Genomic DNA, 15,822 nt, shown 5'->3' on the forward strand with positions numbered 1-15,822 from the left:
CTCACCAACGCTACAGGCGATCGCCTTATGACATACATTGAATATAGTTAGCAGTCGGCAATTTCATGAATATTCGTCAAGAACTTCTAAGTCTGATTGAACAACTGAATGATGAGCAGTTATCAGCATTACTTGATTTAGCTCTTTCTTTCAAAAATGGCGAAAAATCTGTTAATGCTGCTGTTGAATCTCAGGCTTATCAGGATTGGGTAAGCCCTGAAAATGATATTTACGACGAAGTATTTGCTGATAGACTTCGGCGGCCCACAGTATGAAGGTTGTAACGAATACTTAGTTCACACAAAACCCGAAGCAGTCGCTAAGGTTCACCGCGACTTTCTCGCTGCTGGTGCAGACGTGATTGAAACCGATACCTTTGGTAGTACGTCCCTGGTGCTGGCAGAATATGACTTAGCAGACCAAGCATATTACCTCAGCAAGACAGCCGCAGAATTAGCCAAGCGTGTGGCTGCGGAATTTTCCACGCCAGAAAAACCCCGGTTTGTGGCAGGTTCCATCGGCCCGACAACGAAACCTCCTACCTTGGGACATATTGACTTTGACACCATGAAAGCAACTTTTGCTGAACAAGCAGATGCGCTGTGGGATGCTGGTGTTGATTTATTTCTGGTGGAAACTTGCCAAGATGTGCTGCAAATTAAGGCGGCGCTGAATGCTATTGAAGAGGTGTTGGCTAAGAAGGGCGATCGCACTTTCCCCCACAAACTTAGATAAAATCACTATGGTGCTAGTTAACTTTCCCTAAATCTGATGAAAAGCGATCGCTCCGATAAGCTATGCCTACATACTTCAAAAAAGATTTAAGCCACTTTTAACGGTTTTTGAGGAAAAGTAATTGGCTCTGGCAAAGGTTTTCCTTGTTCTCCATACCATTCAATCAGAGACTCAATCACTTCATGTCCATGTTTAGCGGCTTCTTCATAACTTTTGCCATGAGTATGGAATTGCTGCCAAGGGAATTCCGGTAAGTGTACCAAGTAGCAATTATCCTCATCTGACCATTGAATTACCATACTGTAGCGATCGCTCATTATTCTTCCTCTATTTCTCCTAGTTGCTTCAAAACACGATTGACTTGCTTTTCCAAGTACCGAGGTGCATCGTCTCCATCTTTTCCAGCAATGGTAACTGGTTCATCAGATATAAGTGGGTGAGTCCAGAATGTATGACTACCTTTTGCAGGACGATAGACAAACCCGGCTTTCAACAAAATTGCTTTTAACTCTCTAATTTTCTTGGGCATCTACCCTCAATCTAAATCGCCATAGTAATTATTGTCTATTAAGCGCAGGAAGCGATCGCACCCTCCCTCACAAACTTAGATAAAATCACTATGGTGCTAGTTAACTTTCCCTAAATCTGATGAAAAGCGATCGCTCTTGTTTTTACCCCCTTTGATATTTCCCTCATTAATTTAACCAAACTCTCTAACTATCGTTGCTATCGGTAGAAATAGCGAGAGTTCATTGTCTTGAAAAGGAATAAACTCATACTTGAGATAAAATTCCTTTGCTTGCAAATCGATAGCATCAACTCTCACGGCATACATACCAATTTCTTGACAAACACGAACAGCACGATAGAGAGCATCAGCTAACAATTCACCTCCTAAACCTTGTCCTTTAACCGAATTATCTACAGCTAATCTCCCAATCAGCATTGCTGGAATCGGATAGGCTGGCATTCCACTCTGATAATATTCTGGTAAGGATTCATACTCAATAATGCTGGCACTGACGGTATAATAGCCATCAATCTTCAAGCTTCCTGATGCCGGAATTGCTACAAATGTTTTAGCAATTCCTTTATTATGATTTTGCCGTGCATATTTCTTGAGATAATCATTCAAAATTGCATAACCACAATCAAAAGAATTTTTTTGATACTTTTTATCAATTGGTACAAAATTCCATCTCGCCTCACCATCACAAGTCATACTTCTGTCTATATTTGTGAATAGCAGATTTGAGTTTTCCCTTCAGTTCTGGCGGATTTTCCATTACTGACATAAACAAATCTCTATCAATATTGGACAGCACCAGCCTTTCATTTGCATCTATATCTTGCTTGGCGACTGGCAAAACATGAAAAAGTGTATAAGCACTCAAAGAAATTCCTTTAAGACTTGCAGCCCGTTCTAATAGTTCTTTTTGCTCTTGGGTAACTCGCAAATCGATGCGGCAATCTTTTGCAGATGATGTTTCTGACATGGCTAATTCCCACCTTTCGCTGAGTCTTATTTACAGCATAACTATATTAGTGGACAATGTACACACAAAATCAGAACTAGGATCATTTTTTCATCACCTCTAGGTGATGAAAAACACTAGCGTGGAGATAGCGATCGCACCCTCCCTCACAAACTTAGATAAAATCACTATGGTGCTAGTTAACCTTCCCTAAATCTGATGAAAAGCGATCGCCCCCAACTCTCTCTTCAACGTCCTGAACTACTTGCGCCAGCAGGTAATTGGGAATGTGCTAAAGCTGCTGTGGAAAATGGGGCAGATGCAATTTACTTCGGTTTGGATCGCTTCAACGCCAGAATGCGGGCAGAAAATTTTACTGAGGCAGACTTACCCCAATTAATGACATTTCTGCACCGTCGCGGTGTAAAGGGTTATGTCACCGTCAACACACTAATATTTCCCAAAGAATTAGCAGAAGCGCAGCAATATCTCCGCACAATTATTGCCGCAGGTGTGGATGCCGTCATTGTTCAAGATGTCGGAATTTGTCGTCTCATCCGTCACCTCTCGCCCGATTTTCCCATCCATGCTTCTACCCAAATGACCATCACCAGTGCGGCTGGGGTGGAATTTGCTAAATCCCTCGGCTGTCAATTGGTGGTGCTGGCACGTGAATGTTCTCTTCAGGAAATCAATAAAATTCAGCAGCAGATTGCCGAACAAGAAACTTCACTACCCTTGGAAGTTTTTGTTCACGGTGCTTTGTGCGTGGCGTATTCCGGTCAGTGTTTGACTAGCGAAGCTTTAGGCGGACGTTCTGCTAACCGAGGTGAATGTGCCCAAGCTTGCCGGATGCCCTACGATTTAATCGCTGATGGGGAAGTTGTAAATTTAAAAGAACGCAAATATTTACTCAGTCCTCAAGACTTAGCAGGCTTAGATGTTTTGCCCGATTTGGTGAAATCAGGAGTAACTTGTCTCAAAATTGAAGGTCGCCTAAAAGCTCCAGAGTATGTTGCTAATGTCACCCGTGTTTATCGGCAAGCCCTAGATCAGGTGATGGAGGAGATCCCCCCTAGCCCCCCTTCAAAAGGGGGGAAAATAGCCCCCCTTAAGGCGGGGGATCTTCCACTTAATCAAGAACACTACAACCTAGAGATGGCATTTTCTCGCGGACTCTACACAGGTTGGTTTGGCGGGATTAATAATCAAGAATTAGTTCACGCCCGCTTTGGTAAAAAACGTGGAGTTTATTTAGGTGAAGTCACCCGTATTCACAACGAACAGGTAACAATCAAACTGGAAGCACCTGTAAAACCAGGGGATGGAATTGTATTTGACTGCGGTCATCCCGAAGCGAAGGAAGAAGGCGGCCGGGTTTATGCTGTGGTATCCAAAGGTAAAGAAGCAATACTGACCTTTGGTCGAAATGACTTAAACCTGCGCCGAGTGCATATAGGCGATCGCATTTGGAAAACCAGCGATCCCGAACTCGATAAGCAACTGCGTCAAAGTTTTGCAGGCAACAACCCACAATTTCAGCGTCCCATTGATGTTGAAGTTTATGGAGAAATTGGTCAGCCATTGATTGCGATCGCCCGCGATCGACTGGGTAATATTGTCCAGGTAGAATCTGCAATTTTTCTGGTGGAGGCACACACCAAACCCTTAGATACAGAACGTTTACAAGAACAATTTGGTCGTCTCGGTAACACGCCTTTCGTTTTGGAAAAACTAACCAACCACCTCAGCACTTTCCTTATGCTGCCCGTAAGTGAGTTGAACCGGATGCGGCGGGAAATTGTGGTGCAGTTGGAAGAATTGCGAAGTCAACCTAAACGCTGGCAATTACGTTCTGATGTCTCTTTCCAAGATTTACTCCCCTCCTCATCTGCCTCTTCTCGTACCCTGCGGAAAGCTAAAGCTACATCTCCCTCACTGATCGTCTTAGTACGAAACCTCAAGCAACTCCAAGCCGTCCTCAAAGCTGGGATTGAAACACTTTACTGTGAATTTGAAGATCCCCGCGCCTACCGAGAAGCGGTGCAAATGGTTCGCCAACAACAGCAAAATGATAACTCACCACTCCCCACAATCTGGGTTGCACCACCCCGAATCACTAAACCTGGTGAAAATTGGATTTTGCAGCAGGTACGTGCCTGTGAAGCAGATGGCTATCTGATACGGAACTATGACCAACTGCAATTCTTTGCTCAAGACCGTTGTATTGGAGATTTTTCACTCAACGTTGCTAACCCTTTAACGGCAGACTACTTTCAGCAACGCTTTGCTTTAGAACGGCTGACGGCATCTTATGACCTGAATATTACCCAACTGCAAGACCTGCTCACCAGTTGTCCACCCCAGTGGTTTGAGGTGACAATCCATCAACACATACCGATGTTCCACATGGAACACTGCGTATTCTGTGCTTTTCTATCGACAGGTACAGATCATACTAACTGTGGGCGACCTTGTGAAAAGCAGGAAGTAAAATTAAAAGATCGTGTAGGCAGCGAACATATCCTCAAGGCAGATGTAGGTTGTCGCAATACTGTATTTAACGGTACAGCCCAAACTGGAGCCGAGTACGTACAGCGTCTGATAGAGCTGGGATTACGTCACTTTCGTATCGAGTTTGTAAATGAAACTCCAGACCAAGTGACTAAAATAATACATCGCTATCGTCAATTATTGCAAGGTGAAATTACAGGTTCCCAACTATGGCGCGAGTTAAAACTGCAAAATCAATTGGGCGTAACTCGTGGCCCTATGGGAGTATCTGCATTGCGCTCATAATTCATTTTCTGAACACCTAGCTTGGGAAAGTGCTTTAGGAGCATTTAAGAACATCACTATTGCATTGCATGAAATAATTTTCCCGTAAAACCAACAAAATCAACAGCCTAGCTTCAGACCCCTTCTGAGCAGGAGAGGTATTTTCTTTTCCCCTGCCTCTCTTGCTCTCTTCAGTGAGCAACAAATACAATTAATTCGCGTCGTTGCCATTAAAGTTTAAATTGTGCGAATTTTTACTAATGCCTTAATTACGAATTAGTATCAGTTATGTATATACCTAAATTGTGCGATCGCCCTTGGCCTTGGCGCAGCCATCGCCAAACATCATTTTCATTACTAATAACCATTGCCCTCACCACTTTACTAATCCCGTCGCCTTCACTAGCGCAAACCCGCTCGATACCGTCGCCTTCGAGTGCGCCTTTAGAACTAGATTTATTGACAAAGCCAAAAGACTATGTAATCACAGCTAACACAATTCATCCACAAGGATTAACTGTTCCGAGTTTATGGTGGGCACAACAAAACTCTGAGAGAAAGCTATTGGATAATTGGATAGCATATCCAGCTTCTGACAAAGAACCTGCAAGAGTAGACTTGATCGTAAATCAGCAAATTTGGAGCTTACTAGAGTATATAGAGCGCTACGACTTCGTAAATCGCTTGGGTAGCGCTGCACGGAACTTTGGTTACAACGTCCGGGTATTTAACTATCAAAAGGAACCTTTAGCAACTTACACTTGCAACTTTAGTACAAGTCCAGCTTTATGCAGTATCCAAACAACTGTTAAGAACAAAATAGGCTTACAGCGTTTACTGTAGTAAATAGTTAGGAGTTCGGAGTCAAAAATTATCTCCCTCCCAATTCCCAATTAAACCTTCATTTTGGCGAACAAAGACTCGTATTGTTTGATTGCTGATGCGGGTAAGGGAAGTAAAAATTCACTTTTATCGAAAACTTTGCGATCGCTCTGTAACAAACTCCGTAATGGTTCTTGGATGTCCGAAGCGGAAATATTTGTAGAAATTGGCGAATTACTTTTAGTCAGCACCGAAATTTGTTTAGCTGTACTTGGTTGCCAACAAAAATCAATCCATTGATCTGATAAAGTACCCTTATTAATACCTGCGGGACGCACCCACAAGTCCGCCCACATTGCTGTTCCTGATTGGGGTATAACTGCGCCAAGTTGCGGATAACGTCCCAGAACTTGCAGTACATCGCTTGACCAACCAACCGCTAGCCAAGTGTCTCCCATAATTAAAGGTTCTAAGTAGTTATTGGAACTGTAGAACTTCACTTGCTGGTTTAATGTCTGTAATTCTTGTTCCAAGTTTGGTACTTGGTCAAGATTCTCTGTATTGTAAGATTTGCCTAGCTTCTTTAAGACCAGACCAATAACTTCTCGTGGTTGATTAAGTAAAGAAATGCGTTGCTGCATTCCATCTCGCCACAAATTACTCCAATCTTTGGGTGTCCAACCCAATTCTCGGAACTTGTCACGGTTATAAACAATCACTGTGCTACCCCACCGATAAGGCGCACCCCACACCTTCCCTTGAGTATCCAAGTTACCTTGGTCGTCGCGTGTTACTAATTTTTTCCACTTTTCATCTAAAGCAGACCATTGCTTTAATTGGTTTCCCTGTAAATCTTGGAGTGGTTGAATCAGTTTCTGCTCAATAGCTGCTTTTAGCCAATAATCTCCCAATGTCACGAGGTCTACATCAGCCGTTTTTTGACCTTGCCTAAAGGGTATAAAGCGACTCCATCCTTGCTCATCGGTGGCTTTTGGTTTTTTCTGCCAATTTTGTAATTGCTGAAATAAATCCTCTATCTGCTCGACTGGGGCAAACTTTAACTGCACCTGTTGCTGCAAACCTTTGTGGAACTGATTCACCACCTGACCAGGTATAGAACCTTTTAATAACTGTACTTTTAGTTGCGTCTGCCTGTTTCCACCACAGCCAAAAAGCAGTTGTGAAAGTGCCAGTGTACTTGTACCGAGCAAAAAAGACCGTCGATCCATTGATTTTGGATTTAAGATTTTTGATTATACCTAATATTAAGCAGAGATTCACCAGAGGCTGACTAGGTGAAAAAGCGGAGTTGGAAAATTATTGGAGTTTTCTCTGGTTAATACCGATAATTTTGAATATTTGACTCAAAATAGCAACTTTATCGGCAAATTACTAGCTAAAAGTGAATTTATCTCCATAAATTTCATTAGTGGTACTTGTAGTCAAACTTTACCTACGTTTAGAAATAATGATTTAAATGTCACATTTGCACCAAAAATTATCAATACTTAAATAATCCAGAAGTATCGTTAAGGTTGGGAGTAAATTGAATAACATATAGAAAATGTACGGATAAAGGTATTAAATGGAGCTATTACAGCAACAGATCCTGACTTTAAGCGAAAAACTGGATGCCCTCTGTCAAGTGATTGAGCAACTTGATGCTAAAGTCACTCAAACTTTCTCAGACTGTTCTACAGCAAATACACAAGCAAAGGATAATTATCAGGAAAATGGTGCGGCTGGAGGCTATCAGCTCAGACGTGTCAGTTTAAATCCAGAAATGGAACACAAGGATGTATTAACAGATGGTATTTATCTAGATATGCATCGTCAAAGCGGAGATAATATTACACCAGAAATTCAAATACAACGACTAACAGCGCAGTTAACAGCAGCATACAACCGCATTGCTGCCTTGGAAGAACAATTACTTAGAGAAAGAATTCATTAAATTTAACCTGAGTTGAACGAATTAAAAAATGCCTGGAGGTATAGAAGGAAAGCCTTTAGGCTCAATATCAAGTGATGGTTTTGTGGGCATATATTTAAGTATAAGCAACTAATCCAGCTATCAAATTGATAAAAAGCAAAACACACTATTACGTAAATATATGTAATAGTGTGATGTGTATAATCATAAGCTTTTAGTGCATTCCTCACTATGAAACAAATGGAAGTTTTTAAGAAAGCCCAGAGGGATGCAAAGTCCTAACAAATTTAATTCCCTATGAATTAATGAATTGCTGTACTTAACCGTTCAAGCTGAGATTCAATAGCTGCTAAAAGTTGGTCTTGTTGCCAATTTTGGCTAAGATGAGCGGCTATGCAAGCTGCCCCAGCACCCATACCTTCTTTCACAAAGCCCTGCTCATAAGCTCTCAGTTGAGGATAACGAGAATCAGCAAAGCTGAGAGCAGTTGCTAATAGGGGAGGAGTTCTTCCACTCTGAGTCAAGTTACCTTTTTCTAAGCTGAGGGCTAAGTCAACTGTAGCCCCAGTAGGATCTTCTGCTACCCAACGAGTTGTACCTATAACTACTGCTTCTGGTTGCCATGATAAGGCGTAAGCTTGAGCGATCGCACTCATCAAAGCGTAAACCGCCAGCATTTGCGTCCCACCGGCAAGCATTACACCACAACTACGACTAGCTGCGATCGCCATCCCAGCTATCACCACCTGCATGGGATCGCCCACGGCGGCGACGAGTTCTAAAGGATCTACAGAATTTTGCATTGAAGATTGGAAGTTTATCTCCCCCTGCCCCCTGCCCCCTGCCCCCTGCTCCCTGCTCCCCTTCATCTTTTCTAGCCCAGCTTGCACTAGTGCCCACTTTTGCGCGTGGTTACAAACAGGGTGGCTACTGTTAACTTTTCCGGCAGCATCTATACCCAAAGCAGTTAAGATTGCCAGGGCAGTTGTAGTACCTCCAACGACACACTCACCAAAAATCACATAACTTTGTTGCATATTGGCAGCAAGGCGTTCTCCCCAAAGTAGCCCTTGTTTAAACAAGTGGTGTACCGTTGTAATTTCCATAGCAGCGCCTCCACTTAAACACTTAGCAGAAGCGCCACCCAAGTCAATTAATGGCACAGCCGGAGGGTGGGGCAAACCAGCATTAAACAAATGAACTGGTATCTTTAGCGAATCAAAAACAGCGCGAGAAATCAGCACAGGTGAAGCCCCAGCCGCTAATGGTGGTAGAGGATTTTGGGGCTTATGTTCTGGGCCGTAGTACAAAAACTCGGCATCGGCACAAGCGGTATATTTTCGATCCTCTGGAGTCCGACCGGCTGCTGAAATCCCTGGAATTAAACCAGTTTCAGTAAATCCTAAAACACATCCAAATACGGGTAGACAACCACGATATCGTCGTAGCCATTCTTCACCTTGTTTTTTTTGGGTATAAATACGAATTTGGGAATTGGGCATTGGGAATTAGTTAGGACTAATTATTTAACCAAGGACAAATGACAAATGACTAATAACTATCCCTCATAATCCATGAGGACTTGTACCCAGCGTGGTGGACGGGGAATGGGATTGCCCAGACGGTCAAAAAGAAACCATGCTGCGAGGTGTACCACAAAAAGGTAGATAAAGTTGTTGAGTAAAATTAGAGCGATCGCTCCCACTTGAATCAAAAACACGCTGGGACTCGCCAATAAACTCAGCTTCAAAAATACCCACTCAATGAACTCAGTCACTTGGGTAATCACATAAATCCACAGGTCTTCACCCGACAAAACAGACAGCAACCACAGTCTAAAAAAGACTCCCAAAGTACCCAACAGCGTACCCAAGGTGATAGAAACAATCCAGGGAACACGACGACGATACCATGTCGCTCCCAAAAGCACGCCCATAAACCCGTAGGGCATGACAAACAGCAAACTACGGGCTGGCCCCATCAGTACAGTTAGCAGTAACCCAGAAGTGAGTGCTGCCATCCATGCCGCACGCTTGCCCCAACGCAGATAAACTAGAGCGATGGGAACCGGAAAAAATATCCGTAAAACTGGGCCCAAGGGAAAATAGAAATTAATAAACCAAATTAAGCTAGCAGTACTGGCTAAAAATGCCGTTTCTACCATCCTCAAAGGCGCATCAGCCTTGAGTTGAGGAGGCATTAACTCTTGTTCTTTGTCTAACCAATGATTGTGGGGAGTTGAAGATTCAGTTGATGGTTCTTCCTCCGGTTCATCTGGCAGAGAATCTAAAATACTCATATTTGACAAGTTCTTAAACTATCATTCTTTCCAAGGCTGACAAATCGGGAATACAAATAGTGTCTTGATCCCGTTTAATCAAGCCTTTTTTTTCTAGCCTTGTCAATACTCGCGTCACAGTTTCCCGTGCCAGTCCGCTCAAACTACTCAATTCTCGATGAGGTAAATTGGGGATTTCGGTTCCTGTTTGCCCTTTTTTTCCTTGTCCTTCTGCCAAAAATAGCAATGTATCTGCCACTCGTGACTGGCTATCAGATTCCCGCAAACGCAATCGGCGATTTACTTGCCGCAAACGTCGTGCCATTAATTGCGCTAATCGAACTCCAGCTAAGGGTTCTATCTGAAGTAACTTGACAAAATCCTGAGCAGGCATACTGCCAATTACTGTTGGAGCTAAGGTAATCACATCTGTGGAGCGAGGAACTTCATCTAGCGCCGCCATCTCACCAAATAATTCCCCTTTACCAAGAATATTTAGCGTTACCTCTTTTCCTTCCAGATTGTAGGTGCGGATTTTGACCCATCCGTCCATAATAAAATACACAGAACCACCCCAGTCATTTTCTAGCAGAATTACCTGATTGGCTGGATGAGTGCGGGTAACAAGATGGATAAGGGCTGATTCCACAGCAGGTTCTGGCAACCCTTGAAAAAAGGGAGCCGAGGTGATCATCCAGGGATTAGCCTGTGCTTGCAAGCTATATCGGTCTTCCATTACGACATTTTTATTGAAGCTGCTATGTACACACAACAAACAAGAGCGCCATTTCTAGCCTTAGTCATCAAAGCACAGCTCCCTATTAAAAGAGAAAACTAAACTATGCTACATAAGAATACGACAAGAACCTTTTTCTAAAATAATCTGTACCTATAAGTTTAAACGGGGTAAAAGTTTTGCAAAAAGTAGTTTATAGCCGGCAGTTATATTGCTCAAGCGCTAGCTGCACTGCAAACTTGATTAGATGAACTACCACACACCAACCGCTAGGCGGTGTGGTCAGGGTTTCTCAATTAATCACGAAAGCCAAGAGAACATCATAGTCCTATTGTCTTGCATTCCCTCCAAGGACGGGAGTCATGATTCTCAAGACTCAAATAAATCTTTCTTTTGCGACGTGTACCTATGAGCTTGATTTTCGCTTACGGCATTGATATCAAGATGTACAATTATACCAGAAAAAGAGTTTGTTTCCCCATGTCCATTTTCACAAATGGGCAACTAATCAGCGGCAAAACAAAGCTTCTTAAACAAACGCTGACTGAAGATTGCCACGACTCCCACTAATCCATAACATAATGACAGTCACAAGTCCCAATAGAAGCTTTTGCCACTCAAAACTTCTCAGAGGGGAGCTTACTTCTTTGCAGGGGTACGGCGACTGTAAATTAATTGTCATATTAGTTGACATACGTTTTTAGGTAAGGTAATAAAAGTGACTTCCAGTGTAGATGAAATTCAAAAGCTGATCGCAGACATTGACAACTTACTTGCCAGTGGTGGCAAGCGCTTGTCTAGATTTCTGCCTGGTCAGGGGCAGGAACCTAAAGAAGTTTTAGAAAGAATTCGCAACTTCTTGGTGAGGCTCCAAGAAAAAGAAGCATTAGAAAGTGATATCCCAAATAATTCTTCCGAAGAACCGCGTTCGCCCTTGGCGTTGGCTCCGCCATCGCCTTTATTAACAAAATTTGTTGAGCGAGGTTATAACCAGTATCCCCTACCGCCGCTCGAATCCCATCAGGAACTGAGTCCTGTTGCGGCCGGACAATTAAAAAGTGAATTTTCGAGCTTGATCCAGCCATTGCGATCGGAATTAGAAGGGCTATTGCAAGAGCGAGCCACTCTGATACAAGAAATTAGGCAACTAGAGCAAAGGCGATTGCAAAACTACTCCTTAGCGCAACAGTTGACAAACCAAGATCAAATGATTACCGAGTTTTTACAGGTACTCATGAATCGGCTGGTGCCAACTGTAACGCCACTGTTAGCACAACCGGGGGAAAATTCCGCCATTTCTCCAGAAGCAACTAATCACGCCACCTCTGTAACTCAACCTTTATTAGAATCAGTAGACCGTGTAGAGCAGTTAACCCAGCTAGCCAGGGAGTTGGATCAACGCCTATTATCACTAGATGGGACTGTGAATGTAGTCTTTGAGGCACTTCAACGCAATATTAATACTTATTACGAATCACTGTCGCAAGCACTGGCAAGAATGCATAGCAAGGGAATGCAAGGCGAAGAGTTGATGGCCAGCTTTCTCAACAATTTGACTCAGCATTTACAGCAACAATCCCCTATTTCCCCGCCAGCTTTGCTGAGGGTAGAATCTGAGATATCACCATCATTGCCTGACCCAGGCGCGATCGCTACTGAAGCTGCATCTCAACCCCTGGAGACAATCCTGCCAGAAACTTCATCTCCACTCACAATGAATTCTGAGCAACAGGATACTACCCTCACAGAGGATCTAGATGCAGTGCTGTTACAGCTTGGTATAGACTCGTCTGAATCTTCCGAAAATCTGACCGAATTATCGCAAAATATTTCTGCATTAGTTGGTGATGAAGTAGACCAACTTTACGCCAGTTTATTTGGTACTGGTGATGTTGATAACCCAAGCCTTGATGTATCGACAAATGACTTATCTGCTTCCACAGCCTCCCAATCAACGTTAACAATCGCTGAGAGTCCATCTGTCCCTGAAAACGTTGATTCTGCGGTTGTGACACCAGATACAGGTATTTCAGCTCAAGAGACTTTAGTAGAAGCTATAGATTTATTATCAGAGCCACAGGAAGAACTATTTTTTGCAGAGGATACTGAGCTAGATTTGCCTCTGAGTTTTTCGACACCACAAACAGACAGTTCCCCCACGCAACTCGACACTCAGCCACCTAGTTTTTTTGCAGAGGATACTGAGCTAGATTCGCCTCTGAGCTTTTCTACACCACAAGCAGATAGTTCCCCAACACAAATCGACACTCAGCCAGCTAGTTTTTTTGCAGAGGATACTGAGTCGCCTCTGAGCTTTTCGACACCACAAACAGACAGTTCCCCCACGCAACTCGACACTCAGCCAGCTAGTGTAGATACAATTAATACCCTAACTGATCTATTGACTGATGCAGGCAGTGAACAGGAATTGCTGGAAGTATCATCCTTTATGGATGATGGCACAAGTACAGCACCAGTTACTCCAAAAGCAGCAGAAATTGCTTTGGCATACCCCTACGGGGAAGCAAGCTACACGCAGCCTCTAGTAGAACAGTCAACGGAAGGTATTGCTCCACCGGAAATATTGAGCAACAATGATCCGCCAGACCCTTTTTTAGATGACTACATTGCTGCTTCACCACAAGAAAACTTGCTTTCTGTTGAGTTAAACCAGACTCCATCTGTACCTGATATTTCTTTAGATGAAGAACAGTTGCAGCAATTAGATCGAGATTTGGCTAATTTTGATCAGCAGCTAAATTCTGATTCGCAGCCAGCTACCAATTTGGATATTGTCTCGGAACTAATTGATAAAACTCAAGACACAATCCCTACAAATTACCCTGAGCCGCAAACAGAAAATACCTCAACTGCGGATTTATCAAGTTTGACAGTTACTCAGGTAGAAACTGAAGAAAAAAAGGAAATCACAACTCCTATTCAAGACAGTTTTTTATCCTCAATTTCCAACTCCATCAACAATCCAGAAGTTTCGCCCAATGTTCTAGAACCAGTTTGGTATTTAGGAATTGATTTAGGTACAACCGGAATTTCTGCCGCATTATTAAATCGATCGACTTTTGTTGTACATCCTATCTACTGGTCAGCAGAAAATCCGCCGGGAACAAGTTCCTTCCAGGAATCATTTCGTTTGCCAACAGAGGTTTATCTTCCTACAGCTTCGATACCCCAGGGTGAAAGTGTAAATATAGAAGTCAATGAGCAGACAGCACCTGCGGCTGTTGCTCAAGATAAAGCACCTGACCACTCAGTTGCTTCTACAACACGTAAATCAACAGCAGATTCGACAACAAATAACCTCTACTCGGCACAGTTGAAGCCCTATTTACAAGTAGCCATTCCCTATAAGAAGGAACGGCAAAAATGGGAACCTGTTTTACAATTAAATGAATTTTCGGCAGGGCCTTTAATTTGGGTTGTGCGATCGCTCTCTAAACTACTATTAACCCTCAAATCCGAAAAAACTTGTACCACCCCTAGTTTAATGGCTGCTGCTGTTGGGATCAGCGAACAAGATTTTCCGCAGATTATCAATAATATTGCTGGTGTGATTTGCACCTGTCCATCTAGCTGGTCGGAACAATACCGCTTTAATGTGCGGGAAGCTTTACTGACCAGTAAACTCATCCAACATCCGCAGCAAGTGTTTTTTATCGAAGAGGCGATCGCTAGTTTACTCCCAGAACTTGATGCTGCTAACGGTGAGCAAATAAAATTAAGCCAACGTCAAGGTTATCATCCAGCAAAAACCAGCGAACATCCGATTGTTGGTAACACTCTGGTAATCAACATTGGGACAACTGCCACAGAAATGTTGCTAGTTGATGTCCCAGAAAGCTTACCGCAATTGACATACAATGATTTCATGCTCCATAGTTTTGCTTATGCTGGCAAGGGAATTGAACAAGATATTATTTGTCAGTTGCTATTACCACCTAAATCTCGGCAATCACGCAGAGAAACACAAAGCGATCGCAAAACTACTAGCAGTAATCCTTGGCAATGGCAACCGTCAATTCCCGGTTTAGACCAAATGCGCTGGCAGAGTTTAGGGTTGGAAGAATTAGAACTACCGAGAGTCGGAGAACCAGATATTACCGCGCGTATTCGTCTTCAGCAGCGTCTAGAAAGTTCTCTACTGGGACAGGCGGTATTAGATGCGGCACTAGCTCTGAAGCTGATTTTGCAGCACCAAGAATCTTTTACCCTGGAATTAGCCGATCAGCAGTGGATTTTGCAGCGACGAGACTTAGAAAGCCAGGTATTTATCCCCTTTGTGCGCCGCCTGAACCGAGAACTGAACAAATTATTGGTAGCTCGTGGTATCCCGACAGAATCTATCAATCAAGCTATCCTGACTGGTGGTGTGGCTTGTGTTGGGACAGTAAACCGTTGGTTAAGGCAGAAACTCCCCAGCACCAAGATTATTCAAGATTTATATCTCGGCGAAAATGGCGCTCCTAATTGCAGTCGGGTTGCTTATGGTTTAGCGATGCTGCCTTTACATCCCCAGATATTAGATATACCCAGACAACAATACACTGATTATTTCTTATTTACAGAATTGCTGCGGCTGCTACCAGACCGGCCCTTATCTTTCGGTGAAGTTATCCAGTTATTTGAGAGTCGCGGGATCAATACTCGTACTTGCCAGCAACGCCTGCTAGCTTTTTTGGAAGGTGAACTCCCTTCAGGATTAATACCTTCAGTTATAGATTCAACTTGGCTAACCCAGAGTTCACAAGAAAATCCTGACTATCAGGCGATCGCCACAGCACCACTTTTTGAAAAACAAGGGAGCCTCACCTATCGTCCCAATTCTCAACAACTGTTGCATTTGCGTCGCTATCTAGATGCTATCAAGGCTAGTAACCAGCAATCATTAGAGGAACCATATACAGTGAATTTCGCCTTAGAGGTTCATTATTGAGACTAGTACATCCCCCTAGAAATAAGGATACTATTCAAAATTCAAAATGCTTATAATTACTAAATCTGAGCTTAGTCCAGAACAACGCGATATTGTCTAAAGCCTGAGCAAGCC

At 43.1% G+C, this 15,822-nt stretch carries 13 protein-coding genes and 1 pseudogene; 6 read left to right on the plus strand and 8 right to left on the minus strand.

Annotated elements, in window-relative coordinates; translation table 11 throughout:
* Window positions 1–65: 65 nt before the first annotated feature.
* Together V7K69_RS27690 and V7K69_RS27695 are read left to right on the plus strand one after the other, a co-directional pair.
* Window positions 66–275, plus strand: coding sequence for a hypothetical protein (locus tag V7K69_RS27690; protein WP_335040414.1), 210 nt, complete (start codon window positions 66–68; stop codon window positions 273–275).
* Window positions 223–711, plus strand: a pseudogene (locus V7K69_RS27695) (homocysteine S-methyltransferase family protein); the annotation flags it as partial. The gene V7K69_RS27690 and the pseudogene V7K69_RS27695, both read left to right, overlap by 53 nt.
* 110 nt (window positions 712–821) lie before the next feature.
* Here V7K69_RS27695 and V7K69_RS27700 read toward each other — a convergent pair.
* From V7K69_RS27700 to V7K69_RS27715, 4 genes are all read right to left on the minus strand, one after another.
* Complete coding sequence (locus tag V7K69_RS27700; protein ID WP_335040417.1) at window positions 822–1,052, minus strand: type II toxin-antitoxin system HicB family antitoxin; 231 nt, start codon at window positions 1,050–1,052, stop codon at window positions 822–824.
* Complete coding sequence (locus tag V7K69_RS27705) at window positions 1,052–1,264, minus strand: type II toxin-antitoxin system HicA family toxin (RefSeq protein WP_335040419.1); 213 nt, start codon at window positions 1,262–1,264, stop codon at window positions 1,052–1,054. The genes V7K69_RS27700 and V7K69_RS27705 overlap by 1 nt, the downstream gene beginning before the upstream one ends.
* A 171-nt stretch (window positions 1,265–1,435) precedes the next feature.
* A complete protein-coding gene (locus V7K69_RS27710) occupies window positions 1,436–1,957 on the minus strand; it encodes a GNAT family N-acetyltransferase (RefSeq protein WP_335040421.1) in 522 nt (173 codons plus the stop codon).
* The gene (locus tag V7K69_RS27715; RefSeq protein ID WP_335040423.1) at window positions 1,947–2,231 is read right to left on the minus strand and encodes a type II toxin-antitoxin system TacA family antitoxin; all 285 of its coding nucleotides are present in this window, start codon (window positions 2,229–2,231) and stop codon (window positions 1,947–1,949) included. The genes V7K69_RS27710 and V7K69_RS27715 overlap by 11 nt, the downstream gene beginning before the upstream one ends.
* 198 nt (window positions 2,232–2,429) lie before the next feature.
* Between V7K69_RS27715 and V7K69_RS27720 the strand changes: the two genes are divergently transcribed.
* Both V7K69_RS27720 and V7K69_RS27725 read left to right on the plus strand, forming a co-directional pair.
* On the plus strand, window positions 2,430–5,009 hold the full coding sequence (locus V7K69_RS27720; protein WP_335040425.1) for a U32 family peptidase: 2,580 nt from the start codon (window positions 2,430–2,432) through the stop codon (window positions 5,007–5,009).
* Between the two features lie 267 nt (window positions 5,010–5,276).
* The gene (locus V7K69_RS27725) at window positions 5,277–5,831 is read left to right on the plus strand and encodes a hypothetical protein (RefSeq protein ID WP_335040426.1); all 555 of its coding nucleotides are present in this window, start codon (window positions 5,277–5,279) and stop codon (window positions 5,829–5,831) included.
* Between the two features lie 50 nt (window positions 5,832–5,881).
* On the opposite strand, the gene V7K69_RS27730 is transcribed toward V7K69_RS27725, so the two are convergent.
* Window positions 5,882–7,039 (minus strand): extracellular solute-binding protein, encoded by a 1,158-nt coding sequence (locus V7K69_RS27730; protein ID WP_335040428.1) that lies wholly within the window; start codon window positions 7,037–7,039, stop codon window positions 5,882–5,884.
* 356 nt (window positions 7,040–7,395) lie between these two features.
* Between V7K69_RS27730 and V7K69_RS27735 the strand changes: the two genes are divergently transcribed.
* Window positions 7,396–7,764 carry a hypothetical protein gene (locus tag V7K69_RS27735; RefSeq protein ID WP_335040430.1) on the plus strand — a complete coding sequence of 123 codons (369 nt, stop codon included), beginning with the start codon at window positions 7,396–7,398 and terminating at the stop codon, window positions 7,762–7,764.
* Between the two features lie 281 nt (window positions 7,765–8,045).
* On the opposite strand, the gene cobT is transcribed toward V7K69_RS27735, so the two are convergent.
* Genes cobT through V7K69_RS27750 form a run of 3 tightly spaced genes read right to left on the minus strand, consistent with a single transcriptional unit; the run spans window position 8,046 to window position 10,757 of the window.
* On the minus strand, window positions 8,046–9,245 hold the full coding sequence (gene cobT / locus V7K69_RS27740; protein ID WP_335040432.1) for a nicotinate mononucleotide-dependent phosphoribosyltransferase CobT: 1,200 nt from the start codon (window positions 9,243–9,245) through the stop codon (window positions 8,046–8,048).
* Window positions 9,246–9,301: 56 nt separating this feature from the next.
* A complete protein-coding gene (locus V7K69_RS27745; RefSeq protein ID WP_335040434.1) occupies window positions 9,302–10,042 on the minus strand; it encodes a DUF2232 domain-containing protein in 741 nt (246 codons plus the stop codon).
* Window positions 10,043–10,055: 13 nt separating this feature from the next.
* The gene (locus tag V7K69_RS27750) at window positions 10,056–10,757 is read right to left on the minus strand and encodes a Crp/Fnr family transcriptional regulator (RefSeq protein ID WP_012409873.1); all 702 of its coding nucleotides are present in this window, start codon (window positions 10,755–10,757) and stop codon (window positions 10,056–10,058) included.
* 718 nt (window positions 10,758–11,475) lie between these two features.
* Between V7K69_RS27750 and V7K69_RS27755 the strand changes: the two genes are divergently transcribed.
* The gene (locus V7K69_RS27755; RefSeq protein WP_335040436.1) at window positions 11,476–15,708 is read left to right on the plus strand and encodes a hypothetical protein; all 4,233 of its coding nucleotides are present in this window, start codon (window positions 11,476–11,478) and stop codon (window positions 15,706–15,708) included.
* Window positions 15,709–15,822 lie beyond the last annotated feature (114 nt).

The sequence above is a fragment of the Nostoc sp. genome (genome assembly GCF_036917775.1).
GTDB lineage: Bacteria > Cyanobacteriota > Cyanobacteriia > Cyanobacteriales > Nostocaceae > Nostoc.